The organism is Paracoccus sp. 22332 (assembly GCF_052045125.1).
Taxonomy (GTDB): domain Bacteria; phylum Pseudomonadota; class Alphaproteobacteria; order Rhodobacterales; family Rhodobacteraceae; genus Paracoccus; species Paracoccus haematequi_A.
The window spans coordinates 23591-38702 of the sequence record NZ_JBQEOI010000026.1 but is presented as its reverse complement, the minus strand read 5'-3'; the positions used below and the strand labels follow the sequence as shown (position 1 = coordinate 38702).

The 15112-nt window shown below is 62.8% G+C and carries 15 protein-coding genes and 2 pseudogenes; 14 read left to right on the top strand and 3 right to left on the bottom strand.

Annotated elements, in window-relative coordinates:
• Positions 1-68: 68 nt before the first annotated feature.
• Complete coding sequence (locus ACTJI6_RS18060; RefSeq protein ID WP_440802654.1) at positions 69-221, top strand: IS3 family transposase; 153 nt, start codon at positions 69-71, stop codon at positions 219-221.
• A 38-nt stretch (positions 222-259) separates the two neighbouring features.
• Here ACTJI6_RS18060 and ACTJI6_RS18055 read toward each other — a convergent pair.
• Positions 260-421 (bottom strand): annotated as a pseudogene (locus tag ACTJI6_RS18055) (transposase); the annotation flags it as partial.
• 104 nt (positions 422-525) lie between these two features.
• On the opposite strand from ACTJI6_RS18055, the pseudogene ACTJI6_RS18050 reads away from it, so the two are divergent.
• From ACTJI6_RS18050 to allE, 12 genes and pseudogenes are all read left to right on the top strand, one after another.
• Positions 526-1556: pseudogene (locus tag ACTJI6_RS18050) on the top strand (IS110 family transposase).
• A 516-nt stretch (positions 1557-2072) separates the two neighbouring features.
• On the top strand, positions 2073-2504 hold the full coding sequence (locus ACTJI6_RS18045; protein WP_440802652.1) for a thiamine pyrophosphate-binding protein: 432 nt from the start codon (positions 2073-2075) through the stop codon (positions 2502-2504).
• Positions 2492-3721: a thiamine pyrophosphate-binding protein gene (locus tag ACTJI6_RS18040; protein WP_440802651.1), complete on the top strand. Its 1230-nt coding sequence runs from the start codon at positions 2492-2494 to the stop codon at positions 3719-3721. Before ACTJI6_RS18045 ends, ACTJI6_RS18040 begins: the two co-directional genes overlap by 13 nt.
• A 73-nt stretch (positions 3722-3794) precedes the next feature.
• On the top strand, positions 3795-4826 hold the full coding sequence (locus ACTJI6_RS18035) for an extracellular solute-binding protein (RefSeq protein ID WP_440802649.1): 1032 nt from the start codon (positions 3795-3797) through the stop codon (positions 4824-4826).
• 3 nt (positions 4827-4829) lie between these two features.
• Positions 4830-5891 (top strand): ABC transporter ATP-binding protein, encoded by a 1062-nt coding sequence (locus tag ACTJI6_RS18030; protein ID WP_440802648.1) that lies wholly within the window; start codon positions 4830-4832, stop codon positions 5889-5891.
• The gene (locus ACTJI6_RS18025) at positions 5888-6745 is read left to right on the top strand and encodes an ABC transporter permease (RefSeq protein ID WP_440802646.1); all 858 of its coding nucleotides are present in this window, start codon (positions 5888-5890) and stop codon (positions 6743-6745) included. The genes ACTJI6_RS18030 and ACTJI6_RS18025 overlap by 4 nt, the downstream gene beginning before the upstream one ends.
• Positions 6742-7554 carry an ABC transporter permease gene (locus ACTJI6_RS18020; RefSeq protein WP_440802645.1) on the top strand — a complete coding sequence of 271 codons (813 nt, stop codon included), beginning with the start codon at positions 6742-6744 and terminating at the stop codon, positions 7552-7554. The genes ACTJI6_RS18025 and ACTJI6_RS18020 overlap by 4 nt, the downstream gene beginning before the upstream one ends.
• Positions 7555-7588: 34 nt before the next feature.
• Positions 7589-8314 (top strand): aspartate/glutamate racemase family protein, encoded by a 726-nt coding sequence (locus ACTJI6_RS18015; RefSeq protein WP_440802643.1) that lies wholly within the window; start codon positions 7589-7591, stop codon positions 8312-8314.
• 4 nt (positions 8315-8318) lie between these two features.
• A complete protein-coding gene (locus ACTJI6_RS18010; RefSeq protein ID WP_440802641.1) occupies positions 8319-9203 on the top strand; it encodes a polysaccharide deacetylase family protein in 885 nt (294 codons plus the stop codon).
• Between the two features lie 4 nt (positions 9204-9207).
• Positions 9208-10146: a polysaccharide deacetylase family protein gene (locus ACTJI6_RS18005; protein ID WP_440802640.1), complete on the top strand. Its 939-nt coding sequence runs from the start codon at positions 9208-9210 to the stop codon at positions 10144-10146.
• 3 nt (positions 10147-10149) lie between these two features.
• On the top strand, positions 10150-11280 hold the full coding sequence (locus ACTJI6_RS18000) for a M20 family metallopeptidase (RefSeq protein WP_440802638.1): 1131 nt from the start codon (positions 10150-10152) through the stop codon (positions 11278-11280).
• A 2-nt stretch (positions 11281-11282) separates the two neighbouring features.
• On the top strand, positions 11283-12023 hold the full coding sequence (gene allE / locus ACTJI6_RS17995) for a (S)-ureidoglycine aminohydrolase (protein ID WP_440802636.1): 741 nt from the start codon (positions 11283-11285) through the stop codon (positions 12021-12023).
• On the opposite strand, the gene ACTJI6_RS17990 is transcribed toward allE, so the two are convergent.
• Complete coding sequence (locus ACTJI6_RS17990) at positions 11993-12949, bottom strand: LysR family transcriptional regulator (protein ID WP_126154412.1); 957 nt, start codon at positions 12947-12949, stop codon at positions 11993-11995. The genes allE and ACTJI6_RS17990 overlap by 31 nt on opposite strands.
• 79 nt (positions 12950-13028) lie before the next feature.
• Between ACTJI6_RS17990 and ACTJI6_RS17985 the strand changes: the two genes are divergently transcribed.
• Positions 13029-14411 (top strand): FAD-binding oxidoreductase, encoded by a 1383-nt coding sequence (locus tag ACTJI6_RS17985; protein ID WP_440802634.1) that lies wholly within the window; start codon positions 13029-13031, stop codon positions 14409-14411.
• A gap of 44 nt (positions 14412-14455) precedes the next feature.
• Here ACTJI6_RS17985 and ACTJI6_RS17980 read toward each other — a convergent pair whose 3' ends face one another.
• Positions 14456-15028 carry a cupin domain-containing protein gene (locus tag ACTJI6_RS17980; RefSeq protein WP_440802632.1) on the bottom strand — a complete coding sequence of 191 codons (573 nt, stop codon included), beginning with the start codon at positions 15026-15028 and terminating at the stop codon, positions 14456-14458.
• Between the last annotated feature and the right edge of the window lie 84 nt (positions 15029-15112).

The following is a 15112-nucleotide window of genomic DNA, read 5'->3' as shown; positions in this document are numbered from 1 at the left end:
TTTGCGGCCCGCAACCAGTTCGCCATAATGTTCGGCGAGCGCTTCGACGCTTGAGTATCTGAAACCGCATGGAGCCGGTCAGATACACAAAGTTCAGGACACTCCCACGCGATGTCGAGATCGCCCTCTTCGAATACATCAATGGCTTCTACAACCCGCGCCGCAAACACTCAGCCCTCGGCTGGAAATCACCCGTGGCCTTCGAGCAGAGGGCCGCTTAACATGAGCACCTGACCGGAACAGAACCGGGACAGGTCCAGTATTCCTTCGGCGCGTCACACCACCGCAAGCCATTGCGATTGACGAAGATTATGCCGCTCAGCATACGCCGGTCATCCACGCGCGGCTTGCCGTGGCTCTCGGGAAAGAAGGGCCGTAGCCGCCCGATCTGCGCCTCCGTCAGCCAGTAAAGCTCGCTCATCATCCCTCCCACAGTTGGGAGTTTGATGGCGTGGATGCCCCCTCCCACCGAGGTGCCAACATGCGAATGTTAGCCACCACAGGAGCCAAGAGAGGAGAACTGCCATGTCTGAAGTAGCCATCATCGGCCTTGATCTGGCCAAAAGGGTTTTTCAACTGCACGGGGCGATGGCTGATGGATCGGTGGCGTTCCCGCCTGAAGTTGCCGAGAGCTCGCGTATTGGATTTCCTCGCATCCCGACAGCGCTGTGTTGTCGCGATGGAGGCTTGCGCCAGCGCCCAAAGCTGGGGGCGGGAGATCGCCAGGCTTGGTCACGACGTTCGGCTGATCCCACCGATTTATGTGAAGCCCTTCGTGAGGCGGCAAAAGAACGATGCCGCCGATGCTGAGGCCATCTCCGAAGCGGCATCGCGCCCGACGATGCGCTTTGTCGCAGTGAAGTCCGAAGAGCAGCAGGCACGTGCCATGTTATTCCGCACCCGGGACCTGCTCGTGCGTCAGCGAACCCAACTGATCAACGCGCTGCGCGGCCATCTTGCCGAACATGGTGTCGTTGCACCGACGGGGGCAGCCTATCTCAATCGTTTGGCCGCCGCGATCAGCGACGAGAAGACAGGCCTGCCGGAACCCGTTCGCCAACTGGGCACGCTCTATCTTGAACAGATCGAGGCCTTGAGCGCACGTGTGAACGACCTTGATCGACAGATGCGGAAGGTCGTCACCGAAGCCGACAGCACGCGCAAGCTGCAAACCATGCCGGGGGGTTGGGCCGATTACGGCAATGGCAATCGAAACCTTCGCCCCGCCCATGACCATCTTTCGTCGATCGCGGGACTTCGCGGCATGGCTCGGTCTCGTGCCGCGGCAACATTCCACCGGCGGCAAGCAGCGGCTCGGCGCAACATCAAAGATGGGCCAGCGCGACATCCGTCGGCTGCTCATCACCGGAGCAATGGCCGTCGTGCAACATGCAAGCCGCAAGGGAGCGCCGGACGGCAGCTGGCTCGGTCGAATGCTGGCTAGGAAGCCGCGCATGCTGGTGGCCATCGCCCTCGCCAACAAGATGGCACGTGGTCTCTGGACCATAATGACGACAAACAAGGACTTCAAGAATCCGGCGACGGCATCAGCCTGAGTGCAGGCCGCGTCGGACACGTGGGGTGTGAGGAGGTCGACGAACAGTAAGGGCAATCGATCGGCAAGGTCGGGAGCAGATAAAGCAGGATGATTCAAAGGGCTAGGAAGCCCGAGAGCTTGATGTGCCTCTGCTCCGCGTATCGCCATACCGGCCAGCGGCCATGATCAGCGCCGCACCTTCAGGCCTGACACATGAAAGCATCCGATCACATGCTCAAGCCGTCCGAAAACACCTTGCACCAACGGGGGCATCCACACATGAAGCACGCCACAAGCCTGAAATCAATGGGTCTGGAGCCTAAGAAGGTGCCAGCGACAAAAAGGTAATCATGCGGCCAGAATAATATAATGCGACCTCGCGATGGATTGACGCTGCAAATGATCCAAGCAGATCGCTTCTGCCCAGTTTGTACTCTTTTCGGAAACATTCAGAAGAAAATATTGCGCTTTTGTTGACGATCTTCTCGGCCCTATGCTGTGCGTATCGCGGCAACTTCAGACGCAAAGAACAGCCATGCAGCACGCCAGTCCCAACGCGACAGTTCACCAACTCCTCGCGGGTTCGTTGATCAAACTGGGCGTGAGCGACCTGTTCGGACTGGTCGGCGACGCGAATCTTTTCATGGTGAAGTCCTATATCGAGACGGGGCATGGCCGCTATATCCCACTGACCCATGAAGCGAACGCCGTCCTGGCGGCGGTCGGCTATGCGCAGGTGTCAGGCCGTATCGGTGTCGCGACCATCACGCATGGACCCGCGCTGACGAATGTGGTCACCGCCCTGGTGGAAGGTGTCCGCGCGGGCGTTCCGCTGGTGGTGCTCTGTGGCGATACCCCGCCCGGCGATCTGCAACATCTCCAGAACATCGACCAGCGAGAGGTGGTTGCTTCCACCGGAGCCGGTTTTGTCGAAATGCGCGCGCCCATACCGCCGTGGTGGATTTAGAACGGGCCTTCCGGCTGGCCGCGCATCAGCGCCGCCCGGTGGTCTTCAACATGCGGGTTGATCTGCAATGGCAAGTCGCCGACGCAGGCCAGCCGTCGCCTGTTCTACCTCCTGAACTGCCCCGCGCCTCGGCAGCGTTCGAGCCGCTGGAGGAAGCGGCTGGAATGCTTGCGTCGGCGCGCCGCCCGTTGATCCTGGCCGGACGCGGCGCGATCTCGGCGGAGGCGCGGGATGCCATCCTGGCATTGGCACGGCGGATCGAGGCCCCGGTTGCGACCACGCTCAAGGCGCAGGGATTGTTCGACGGCGAGCCCTTCAATCTCGGCATCTGCGGCGGTCTCAGCCATCCTGTCGCCACCGACGCGATCATGAAATCCGATTGCATTCTGGCATTCGGTGCCAGTCTCAGCAAGCACACGACGGAAAATGGCGCCTATCTGCAGGGCAAGCGCGTCATCCAGATCCTGCCCGACATTCAGGAGAATTTCAGGATGGACCGCCCCGATCTGCAATTGATCGGCGACCCGGCGCTGACTGCCAATGCAATCATCAAATTGCTGGACATGGCCGAAATTCCCGGATCGGGGGCGACGGACGAGGATCTGCGCGCCGCGCTTGAAGCAGAGGCCCGCAACTTCGCGGTCCTTCCTGCGGCAGGGGTGACAGCCCCCGGCACGGTCGACATGGCTTGGGCCTTGCGCAGGTTGCACCAGGCATTGCCCGAAGATCGTGTGCTTGTGGCGGATCTGGGCCGCTTCGTGACCAGGGCCTGGCGGAATCTGCCTGTGAACAACCCGCTCAACCTGGTCTATACCTGCCATTTTGGCGGGATCGGCTGCGGCTTGGGTCAACTGGTCGGCGCCGCGACAGCGGCCGGCGGCCGCAAGACGGTGCTTGTCGCGGGCGACGGTGGTTTCCTGCTGTCCGGTTTGGGTGAATTGGCCACCCTGAAGCGGCAGAATGCCAATACGGTCATCATCGTCTGCAACGACGGCAGCTATGGCGCGGAACATGTCCAACTCGCCAGCCGTGGCATGGATGTCGCCGTTTCGATGATCGACCCGCCCGATTTCGCCGCCGTTGCGGCCGCGATGGGACTTCGCGCGCAGAGGGTGTCCGATGCGGACAGCCTGGCAACGGCCGCCGCGCTGGTCAAGGAATCGAGGGATCCCGTCCTGATCGACCTGCGCCTGGACGCCGACAAGATCGAGATGTGATTCCGATCACGCTCTCACCCCCGGGGGGTGTGGAACGCCAATCAAACGAAAACACGACCAACAGGAGAAAAAGATGAAACTGTCGCGACGCAATTTCCTGCAGGCAAGTGCGGGCGCATCGGCGCTTGCCGCACTGGGGGTGCCAGCTTTTGCGCAGAACAATCCCTTCATCGTCAACATGTTTGGCGGACGTTGGGAAAACGACTGGCGCCAGCATGTCATCCCGAAGTTTGCAGAACAGATTGGCCGTCCCGTCGAACTGGACATCGGGCTTGGTACCTCGTGGATCGCGAATTTCCGCGCGGCGGGCCCGCAGACTCCGCCTTTCGCGTCGGTGATGTTGAACGAACGCTACACCGCGATGATTCGCAACGAAGGCTATTTCGAGGAGCTGACCCCCGAGAAGGTTCCGAACATGGCCGACCTGATCGAACCCGCGAAGCTCAAGGGACATACCGGACTGACCGGGATGCTGGCGCCGCTGATCCTGGCCTATCGCACCGATCTGGTCAGCGAGCCGCCGCGCGGTTGGGCGGACCTGTGGCACGAACGCTTCCGGGGCCAGCTCGGGCTTTACAAGATCACCAATTCGGCTGGCGTCATGATGGCCCTGTGGGCGGGCGAACATTTCGGCTCGGGCCGCGACGATGTGGAAACCGCCGTCGCCAAGTTCAAGGAACTCTCGCCCTTCCCGCAGATCGGCTATTCCTCGCAGCTCACGCCCTTGATGATGCAGGGCCAGGTTGCCGTTGCGCCGCTGGATGTGGGCGAGGTGAAGGCCATGCAGGATCAGGGCGTTCCGGTTGACTATGTCATCCCCGAGGAGGGAATGCTGGTATTTGATCACTCGTTCAGCGTGTTCGCGCACCATCCCGACAAGGCACTGGGGCTGGAATATGTGAATTTCGTCCTCAGCCCCGAAATCCAGCTGTGGATGGCCGAGAACTGGCTGATCGCGCCGACGAACAAGATCGTAAAACTGCCCGAATCGGTGGCGAAATGGCCGCTGAGTGCCGACCAGGTGACCCAGGCGATCCGCTTTGACTGGGACGATGCAAACGCCGTTTCCGGCAAGCTGAACGACCTTTGGGAACGGACGATCTGAACCATGGCGACGGTCGAGGCAATAAAGCTGCACAAGCGCTATCATGACTTCGTCGCCCTGGACGATGTGACGCTTCGTGCAGAATCAGGGCAGCTGGTGACGCTCTTGGGGCCTTCGGGCTGCGGCAAGAGCACCACCCTTCGCTGTCTGGCGGGATTTCTGGACCCTGAAGGCGGGGACATCACGCTGGATGGTGAAAGCATCCTGAAGCTGCCTTCGAACCGTCGCGGCTTCGGTGTGGTCTTTCAGAACTATGCTCTGTTTCCGCACATGACGGTGGCCGAGAACATCGGCTACGGGCTGCGGTTGCAGAAATGCCCCAAGCCCGACATGGCGCGGCGCGTCGGGGAAGCGGTCGATCTGGTTCGACTCAATGGACTGGAAGACCGTCTGCCACGCCAAATCTCGGGCGGGCAACAGCAGCGGGTCGCCTTGGCGCGGGCACTGGTGATGAAGCCGCGTCTTCTGCTTCTGGACGAGCCCCTGGCGAACCTGGATGCGCGGTTGCGAGACGAGGTGCGGTGGCTGATCCGCGACCTGCAGCAGCAGTCGGGGATCACGGCCTTCTATGTGACCCATGACCAGTCCGAGGCGATGGCCATGTCCGACATGGTGGCCGTCATGAAAGCAGGTCGCGTTGCCCAGTTCGCCACGCCGCGCGAAATCTATCAGAAGCCGGTCGAACGCTATGTGGCGGATTTCACCGGCGAGGCCAATTTCCTGGCCTGTCAGTCGGTCGCGGAACAGGGTTCGGGACAATACCGGATCGAGGCAGGCGGCACTGTGCTGACAGTGGCTGGCGTCCCAGGCCTGAACGGTCGCGCGGAACTGCTTGTCCGCCCCGAGACATTGCGTTTGGCCGCCCCGGACGAGGCGGCGGATTTCACCGGACGTATCGTCAAGTGCGCCTTCGTGGGTGCCTCGCAGCTGTGCGAGATCGCACTGCCCGATGGCGGAACGCTGAAGCTGACGGCAGCGCCCAATACGCCGGTCCATGTCGGCGACGCGGCGGCGGTCGTGATGGATCGCGCACAAGCCTGGCTGATGCCCGAGGTGGCGCCATGACCGCCAAGACCCGCTTGCGACTGCTGCTGTCGGTGCCGGCCATCGTTCTGATCTTCGTATTCATGATCCTGCCGATCACGAACATGATCGAGATGAGCTTTCGCACGCCCGGCACAAGCGAGCCGTTCGGCCCCGATTATACCGGAATGCATTACACCCGCATTCTGGGGGACGGCTATTATTGGGGCGTGCTGGCCCGTTCGTTGCTGACCGCAGGGCTGGTGACGGTGCTGTGCCTGATCGTCAGCTGTCCGATCGCCTGGCATCTGTCTCGGGCGCGCGGGCTGAAGGCCGTCCTGCTTTACGCCTGCATCGTCTCGCCCCTGATGACCGGCGTCCTGGTGCGCAATTTCGGCTGGATGATCGTCACCGCCCTGAACGGCCCGCTGAACGAGACGCTGATGGCCCTGGGCATCATCGAACGTCCGCTGCGGCTTTTGTTCACGCAGGGGCTGGTGGTTCTGGCGCTGGTGCATGTCTTTGTGCCTTTCATGGTGCTGCCGATCAACAATGCCCTGCGCAATATCCCCGAAAGCCTGACCGAAGCCTCGGCCTCGATGGGAGCCAGCCGGATGCAGGTCTTCCGCGACATCATCCTGCCGCTCAGCTTTCCGGGCATCCAGCCGGGCATGATCCTGGTCTATGTCCTGGCCGTCGCGGCCTATGTGACGCCGGCGCTGCTTGGCGGGCAGATGGTCAGCGTGATGCCGACGCTGATCGTGGGCGAATTGACCGGGACGTTCCAGTGGCCCTTCGGTTCGGCGCTGGCAATCACCCTGTCGGTCTCGACGGTGATCGTGGTGGTGACATTCACGATGCTGACCTCGAAGCTGATGGAAAGGGCCAAGGCATGAGCGCGGCCGGTGCAACCTTTGGAAGCGGCCGCAGTGTCGGGCTGGGCTTTTCCCTGCTGATCGTGGCGCTTTACGTGTTCCTGCTGATGCCGCTGGTCACGATCGTCGGGGCGTCCTTCACCTCGGGCCTGATGATCGAGTTTCCGCCGCAGGGCTTTTCGTTGCAGTGGTATCAAGAGTTCCTGTCGCGCAAGGATCTGGTCGATGGGCTGCTGATGTCGTTGCGCGTTGCTGCGATCACCGCGGTCGTCACGACGGTCATAGCGGTGATGGCGGCCTTGGCGGGGCAGGCGATGGCGGGCCGCATGGCCGGCTGGTTCCATCTGGGCATGACCTTGCCGCTGCTGGTGCCGGAACTGCTGACGGCCGTCGGCCTGCTGTTCTTCCTTTACAAGATCGGATTGGGCAAGACCGTTCTGGGGCTGCAGTTCGGCCACATCCTGATGGCCTTTCCCTATGCCTATGTCTCGATCACGGCCGCCCTGCGGCAGGTGCCACCGTCCCTTGAGGAAGCCTCTTCCAGCATGGGTGCGACCGGCTGGCAGACTTTCAGGCTGGTGATCCTGCCGCTGGTCATGCCGGGGGTGGCGATGGGCGCGATCTTCGCCTTCATCAGCAGCTTTGATCTTTACACGATCTCGCTGCTGTTGAAGCCGATTGGCGGGAATACCCTGCCGCTCGCGCTGTTCGACTTTCTGACCTACGAATTCAAGCCCACGGCGGCCGCGGCGGCGACACTGTCGATCCTGCTGTCTCTTGTGGGTGTGGTGCTGGTGCAACGCCTTGTCGGCCTGCAGCGGGCCTTCTGACGCGCTTGCCCCAACCGACCCGAAAGGAAGACCAATGACGGACGATTTGGCCGGTCGGCCCCGGCTGCTTTACCAGCTTGTCAGTCCCCTGCACCGCACCGCAGGGCAGGCCGAAGTGGCGCGGCGCCTGGCGATGCTGCAAGCCTGGGCTCCGGGCTGCGATGTCGGGATCGCCTCGCCCCAGAACGGGCCGCCTGCCATCGAAAAGGCCAGCGACATCGCCATGGTCGTGCCCCATCTTGCCGATGCTGCAAGAACCTGGACCGCCTCGGGGCATCAGGCCGTTGTCATCGGCTGTTTCAGCGACCCGGGCGTCGAGGCTTTGTCCGAGATCTCGGGCCTGCCGGTCATCGGACCGGGCGAGGCGGGCATTCTGGCAGCCCTGCAACTGGGTGAGCGGTTCTCGGTCCTGTCGTCGGATCCGACACCGCCCGGACTGCGGCGGCGCATCAGGGGCATTGGCGCCGAGCCGATGTTTCTATCCGAGGTCCGTGTCGGAGGATCAGTCGCCGCGCTGATTGCCGATCCCGACCGCCACCTGCCTGCCATCGTCGATCAGGCACGCGGCTGCGTGGCCGCCGGTGCCGAAGTGCTGGTGCTGGGTTGCCTTGCCATGTCGTTCGCGCCGGGACTTGCGCAAAATTTGTCGCGGGCCGTGGGCGTGCCGGTTGTCAATCCCGTCATTGCCGGGCTGCGCGCCGCCGAGACCGCTCTTTTGTTCGGCGCCGGCCTGCGCCCGCAGACCATTATCGAAGGCTGACATCTTGAACTCCATCGACCCCGATTATGCCGACCTGCTGCAAACCGCGCGCTGCCAACCCGGACGGCGCGTTCCCATTCCGGATCTGGCCTGGCCCGAAGGCGTCAGATGCGCGGTGAACTTCACCCTGGATTTCGACGCGATGCTGTTGCGGCGGCTGCTCAACGAACCCTGGGGCCAGCGCGCCAAGGGCGAATTCGGCGGCCGGGTGGGGATATGGCGCATCCTCGACATGTTCGACGGACAGGATGTCAAGGTTACGGTCTTTACGCCGGGCCGGATCTGCGAGCTTTATCCGAAGGCGCTGCATTGCGCCGTGGCGGCCGGACATGAATTGGCCGACCACATGTGGGAACATGATGTGGCAACCGATCCGGTGATCGAGGAGGCGCATCTGTCGCGCACCCTGGCGGCCTTGTCCGGGATTTCTGGACAGCCGGTGATCGGCACGCGGTCCAGCCACACGCAGGCGCTGCTGCGGAACAAGGGCGTGCTCTACAACTCGTTCACCTCCGCCAGCCGAATGCCGCTTTACGAATACGACGAGGAAGGCGCGAACCCCATCCTGCAACTGCCGTTCCATTACGCCCTGGATGACGCGATGTTCTTCAGCTTCGGCTGGCTTGCCACGCCCAACCAGGCGCAGCGGATCATGGATGTGGACGAGGTCTTCGACATCTGGTGGCAGGCCTTCGAGCAGGAATACCGGCGCGGCGGCTATGTGAATTTCCTGCTGCATCCCTTCGTCTCGGGTCATGCCCTGCGGGTCGACATGCTGGAGCGGCTGATCCAGCGGATGAAGACCCTGCCGGGCGTGTGGTTTCCGACCTGCGCCGAGGTCGCGCACCATATCCTGACCCATTACCCCCTGCACAAGATCGAGGGATGACGCGATGCCTTGGAAGGACAACTATACCACCAGCGATGAGGTGGGGATTCGCGACCACGAAATCAGCTGGCCCCTTGGTCAGCAGATGGCCTTGGGTCTGACCGTCAACCTGAACCCGGCCGCAGCGGGCAAGGGGATCACGAAAAAGGATCTGGCCTATCCGACATGGCATTTCGGGATGCACGAGGGGCTGGATGCGTTCCTGAGCCTGTTTGCCCGTCTGAGCATTCGCGCCACCTTCGCCGTCCCCGCCCTGGTCGCCGAGGCTTTCGCGCCGCGCATCCGGCAGATCGCCGAGGCTGGCCACGAGATCGCCGCACAGGGCCTGATCGGCGAGGATCCGTCCTTGATGCAGCCCGGTCAGGAAGCCGCGCTTATCGGCAAGGCGACGGAAATCCTGACGCGTATCACCGGTGCCGCACCGAAAGGCTGGTTTGCCCTGCCACGTCCCGACGATGCCTTCGCCACCGGAACAGTGACGGATGACACAGTCCGGCTGCTGCGCCATGCGGGCTATACCTATTATGGCAACGGTATGGCCGACGATGCGCCCTATTGGTGGGTGACCGATGCCAGCCGTGCCCAGAGTCTTCTGGCCTTGCCCTATTATTACCACTTCGATGACACGTTCTTCCTGATGTTTCCGCGAGAAGGCACGGGACTGGAACGACCGGTCGCGCTGCTGCGCAACTGGCACGCCGAGTTCGGTGCCCAGTATCGGCGCGGACGATACTTCAACCTGTGCGTCTCGCCCGCGCGGTCCGGCTGGGCGCATCGGCTGGACAATCTGGCCAGCTTCCTGACCGAGGCCATGGAATACCCCGGTGTCTGGGCAGCCACAGGAACCGAGATCGCGGCGCACTGGCAGCAGCACTATCCGTCGGAAAGCCAGTTGAACCTGGAACCCTCGATCTGGCGCGACTATGCCGACAGTCTGAGTTGAGAAATGACAGGATTTGACAGCGAAACACTTCTGAACGGCCTGATGCGTTGGGTCGAGATCGACACCCCCACCGGAGACATCGAGGGCATCGCCCGCCTGATCGACCTGATCGAGACCGATATGCGCCCCCTTGGACCTCGGCTCGAACGCATTCCGGGCCGCGAGGGTATGGGCGAGCACCTGATTGCGCGCTTTGCGGGTGGACCGGGACCGGGGGTGCTTGTGACCAGCCATATCGACACCGTCTGCCCGCCCGGCGCGGTGGCAATCCGGCGCGAGGGGGATCGTCAGTATGGCCCAGGGATCGCCGACATGAAGGGGGGCGGCTTTCTGGCCTTGGCGGCCATTGCCAGTCTTGTCCGTGAAGGCCTGCCGCTGCCGGGGCCGGTCACGATGATCTGGAACAGCGACGAAGAAATCGGATCGCCCACATCCTCGATGCTGATCGCGGAAGAGGCGCGGCGCCACGGCGCGGCCCTGATCCCCGAACCCGCTCGCGGCGACGAGGCGATCACCTTCCGCAAGGGGCGCGCAAAGTACCGCCTGGATTTTACGGGACGCGAGGCGCATGCCGGCTCGGCCTTCCAGGATGGGCGAAGCGCCGTTTCCGAACTGGCACGGGCCGTTCTGGTCCTTGACGCCATGACCGATCTGGACCGGGGCACGACCGTCAACATAGGCCGAATTTCCGGTGGGACCGAACCCAATGTCGTTGCCGGTCGCGCCAGTTGCGACATCGACGTGCGCTTTGCCGACGATGCTGAAGGCCAGCGGGTCGAGGCAGCGATCATGGCGTATCAGCCGCATGACGGCGATGTCAGGGTCACGGTATCCGGGGAAATCGAGAAGCCCTGCCTGGCCCGAAGCAGCGGCACGATTGCGATGTTCCGGACCGCGCAACAGATCAATGCGGGCCTTGGCCTGCCGCTGCTGGAGACACGCTCGGGCGGGGGAAGCGACGGCAACTTCACGTCTGCGGCGGGGATTCCGACGCTTGACGGCTTGGGCGCCATTGGGGGTGACTGGCATTCGCCCAGCGAACATGTGCTTGTCGGACCGCTGGGGCGCCGCGCCGCGCTGTTGCGCGGGCTGATCTTACATTTTGCGGGCCATGCGCCCGATGCAGGGACATGACCATGAACCACCTGGCTGCATTCGGTGCGACCCGATCCGACATCAAGCCGCGCCACGCATTGCTGACACCGGAAAGCCATGAATGGATCACACAGCCGGATTGGCCTGGCGCGGAGTTGGCCTGGCTGATCTCGCCCGATCTGGGGGCGCAGCTGGCCATGGGGATCGTGCGTTGCGCGGAGGCTTACGAGGCCCAACCCCCGGCCAAGGGCATCGCGCGCTTCCTGTTCTGTCTCGAGGGCCATGCCCGCCTGACCGACGGCACGGTCCTGTCGCCCGAGGACTTTTGCTTCCAGCCGCCTGGCCTGGGTGGCGGTCTGCACTTTACGGCAGGAGCGAAAGCGGTTGTCTTCGAATGGCGGTTCCTGCCGCGCGGACCCTTGCCGAACCCTGTTCATGGCAGCCTGAAGAAGATCGCGGGCCGACCGCTGCGCGGTGATGATCGTTTGGTCGTGCAGAAGATGCTGCCCGAGGATTCCAGCTTCGACTTCGAGTTCAACATCATGAACTTTCAGCCAGGCGCCTCGCTGGCCTATGTCGAGACGCATTTCATGGAACATGGCCTGCTGATGCTCGACGGCGGCGGGGTCTACAGGTTGGATCGGGACTGGTATCCCGTCACTGCGGGCGACGCGATCTGGATGGGGCCGCATGTGCCGCAATGGTTCGGTGCCCTGGGGCGCAGTCCGGCGCGCTATCTGATCTGCAAGAACTACAACCGCTCACCCCTGTCGCCGCGTTGAAGCGTTTCGCCCCCGTACTGCGCAAACAGCGCCTTGATCGAGGCCGCAAAGGCGATCGAGGAACTGGTGGGCGTGCGCCCCGCCGCCCGGCAGCAGGACAGCGGCTTGTGGGTAAAGCCAGGGCTGTCCACGCCGATGAAGGCCAGTTGCTCGCGTTTGGTTTGCAGAAAACGTCCGATGACCATGCTGACACCCAGGCCCTCCTGCACCATCTGCCGCAGAAGCGTGAAAGAGTTCGTGTGCATGATCACGCGCACGTCCACTCTGGCGCGGACGAGGGCATCCTGGATCAGGTGGTGCAGCGACACCGAACTGTCGGGAAGGATGAACTTCTCGCCCGCAATCTCTTCCAGACGAACCTTCCGCCGCTGGGCAAGCGGGTGGTCGAGCCCGGTAATCAGATAGGTATTGCGATGCAGGACGGCCAGAACCTCCAGATCGGGAGAGGACGGGAAGTTGTAGCCCAAGCCGATATCGACGTCGCCCTCATGCAGGCGCTTCACGATCGCGGGGGTGTTTTCGACGATGATCGTATATTGCAGATGCGGAAAGTTCCGATGCAGGTCGCGCAGAATTCCCGGCAAAAGGTCCGAGGCGATGACCTCGTTCACGCCAAGCCGCAGGTGCCCGCGCTGCAAGCCTTTCAGTTCGTTCATCTCGTCCCGTGCGATCGCCAGTTCGTTCATCACGGACGCACAGCGATAAAGAAGGATCTGGCCTGCCTCGGTCAGTTCCAGCCCCGCACGACCCCGGTCGCGCAGGAACAGTTCGACCCCCAGATGCTCTTCGAGGTTGCGGATCTGCTTGCTGACGGCAGAGGGGGCGATGTTCAGGCGATCGGCGGCGGCACGAAAGGACTTCTGTTGGGCGACCTCGACGAAATGACGCAGGCCGGACATGCGGGCAAGAACCGAGCTTGCGACCATGGAAAGCCTTTCACGTCTCGTTCCAATAACGTGGTCATCATAAGCGGGGCAGGGTGCGGTGCAAGCTGACAGGAACACGATGACTGGCCAAGCCATCTCGTTACTGGAAACGTTGCTGGGAAAGGCAGGGGTGCTGCGCGATGCGGCGGACTTGGTCCGCTATGCGGCGGATGCAGCGGGCCCTGGCGCAGACCGTCCCTTGGCGGTGCTGCGCCCCGTTTCGACCGAACAGACCGCAGAAGCCGTTGCCATCTGCGCGGCGGCGGGTCTTGCCATGGTGCCTCAGGGCGGCCGAACCGGATTGTCGGCGGGCGCAGTTCCCCCGGCGGGTTCGGTCGTGATCTCGGTCGAGCGGATGCGGGGGGTCGTTGCTCTGGACCGCGATGCCATGACGCTGACTGCCTGGGCCGGGACGCCCCTGCAACAGATCCAGGAAGAGGCCCAGAGGCAGGGGCTGGATTACCCTGTTGATATTGGCGCCCGCGGCACCGCCAGCATCGGCGGCACTGTGGCGACCAATGCAGGGGGCATCCGCGTCCTGCGCCATGGCATGACACGCCGCCACGTGATCGGCCTGGAAGTCGTGCTGGCAGATGGCACGGTCCTGTCGCGCATGGGTGGTCTGGCCAAGGACAACGCAGGCTACGATCTCTGCCAGCCCTTCATCGGCTCAGAGGGCACGCTTGGCATCATAACCAGGGTCATGCTTCGGCTCTGCCCGCATGAGCCTCTTTCGGCAGTGGCGCTGCTTATGGTGGAGGATCATGCGGCTGCGCTGGAATGCCTTGCACAGGCCCGTATCCGCTTCGGCGAACGGCTCAGCGCCTGTGAGGGCATGTGGCCGGACTACATGGATGCCATATGCCGGACCTGGCGTTTGGCAAGCGATCCGTTTCCCGGCCACCGGGGTTTTTGCGTGCTTGTGGAACTGCGCGGACGCGATGCGGCGCAGCTGGACGGCTTCGACGATTGGCTGGGCGAATTGTTGGAACACGGCCTGGTCCAGGACGGCATTCTTGCACGCTCACGAGAGGATGAGCGAAGGCTCTGGGCCTTGCGCGAAGCCGTGGGCGATGTCGATGCCCCCATGGGTCCGCATATCAGCTTTGATCTGTCGGTTTCGCCCTGCCATCTTGGCCGCTTCTGCGCCGCCTGCGATGCGGCGCTGATCCTCTTGCCCCACGCCGGGCGGGTGATCAAGGTCGGCCACCTGGGGGACGGAAACGTGCACTTGCTGGTCGCCCATGACGGATCCGACAAGGCGGCAACGCTGATTTCCGAAGCGGTCTATGATGTGGTCCGTGCCTACCGTGGCAGCGTCACGGCCGAGCACGGGGTCGGCCGGATCAAGCGCGACTGGCTGGCGGCCTGCCGCGATCCTGCGGAACTGGCGGTCATGCGGGCGATCAAACGGGCGTTGGATCCACAAGGGCTGATGAACCCAGGAGCGGTGATCGACTGACCGCAGCATGTTTTGCAGTTTGCCGCCGCTGTTGCGAGCGCGATCTAAAAACTGGGCGGTGTGCAGGCGCTGACGACCTCGCAGACAGAGGTTCCGGTGTTTCGGAACCGGTGGGGAAGCGAACTGCTGAAATAGTAACCATCCCCTGCGTTCAGGACATGAACCTCGTCGCCGATCGTCACCTCCAGCGTGCCGCTGATGACGATGCCGCATTCCTCTCCGGCGTGGGACAGGACATGCCGGCCAGAACTGGTGGACGGCTCGTAATATTCGTGCAGCATCTGAATGTTTCGTCCGGGGCGCTGTGCCGCAAGCAGAAGATATTTGATGCCCGGCGCACCGATGTTCACATGCTCGCCGCGGCGAAACACCCGGTCCTGATCCATGGCCAGTTCGAAGCTGAAGAACGTGGCAAGGTCCATGGGCACCCCATCCAGGATCCGCTTGAGAACGGACACGGAAGGCTTCAGCGACATCGACTCGATCTGCGAGATGGTGCCGCTGCCCACACCCGCGCGTCGGGCAAGTTCGCGTTGCGACAGCCCTTTCGACTTTCGCACGATTCGCAGCCGCATCGCGACCAGCCGGTCTTCCTTGTCGTCGTGATCTCTGGCCATTGCTCTTGTGCTTCCTATCCGAAGCGGATCTTGGGCGATTACAGCAAAATCAACAACCTGGTTTATCCATGAAATCACCGTTGC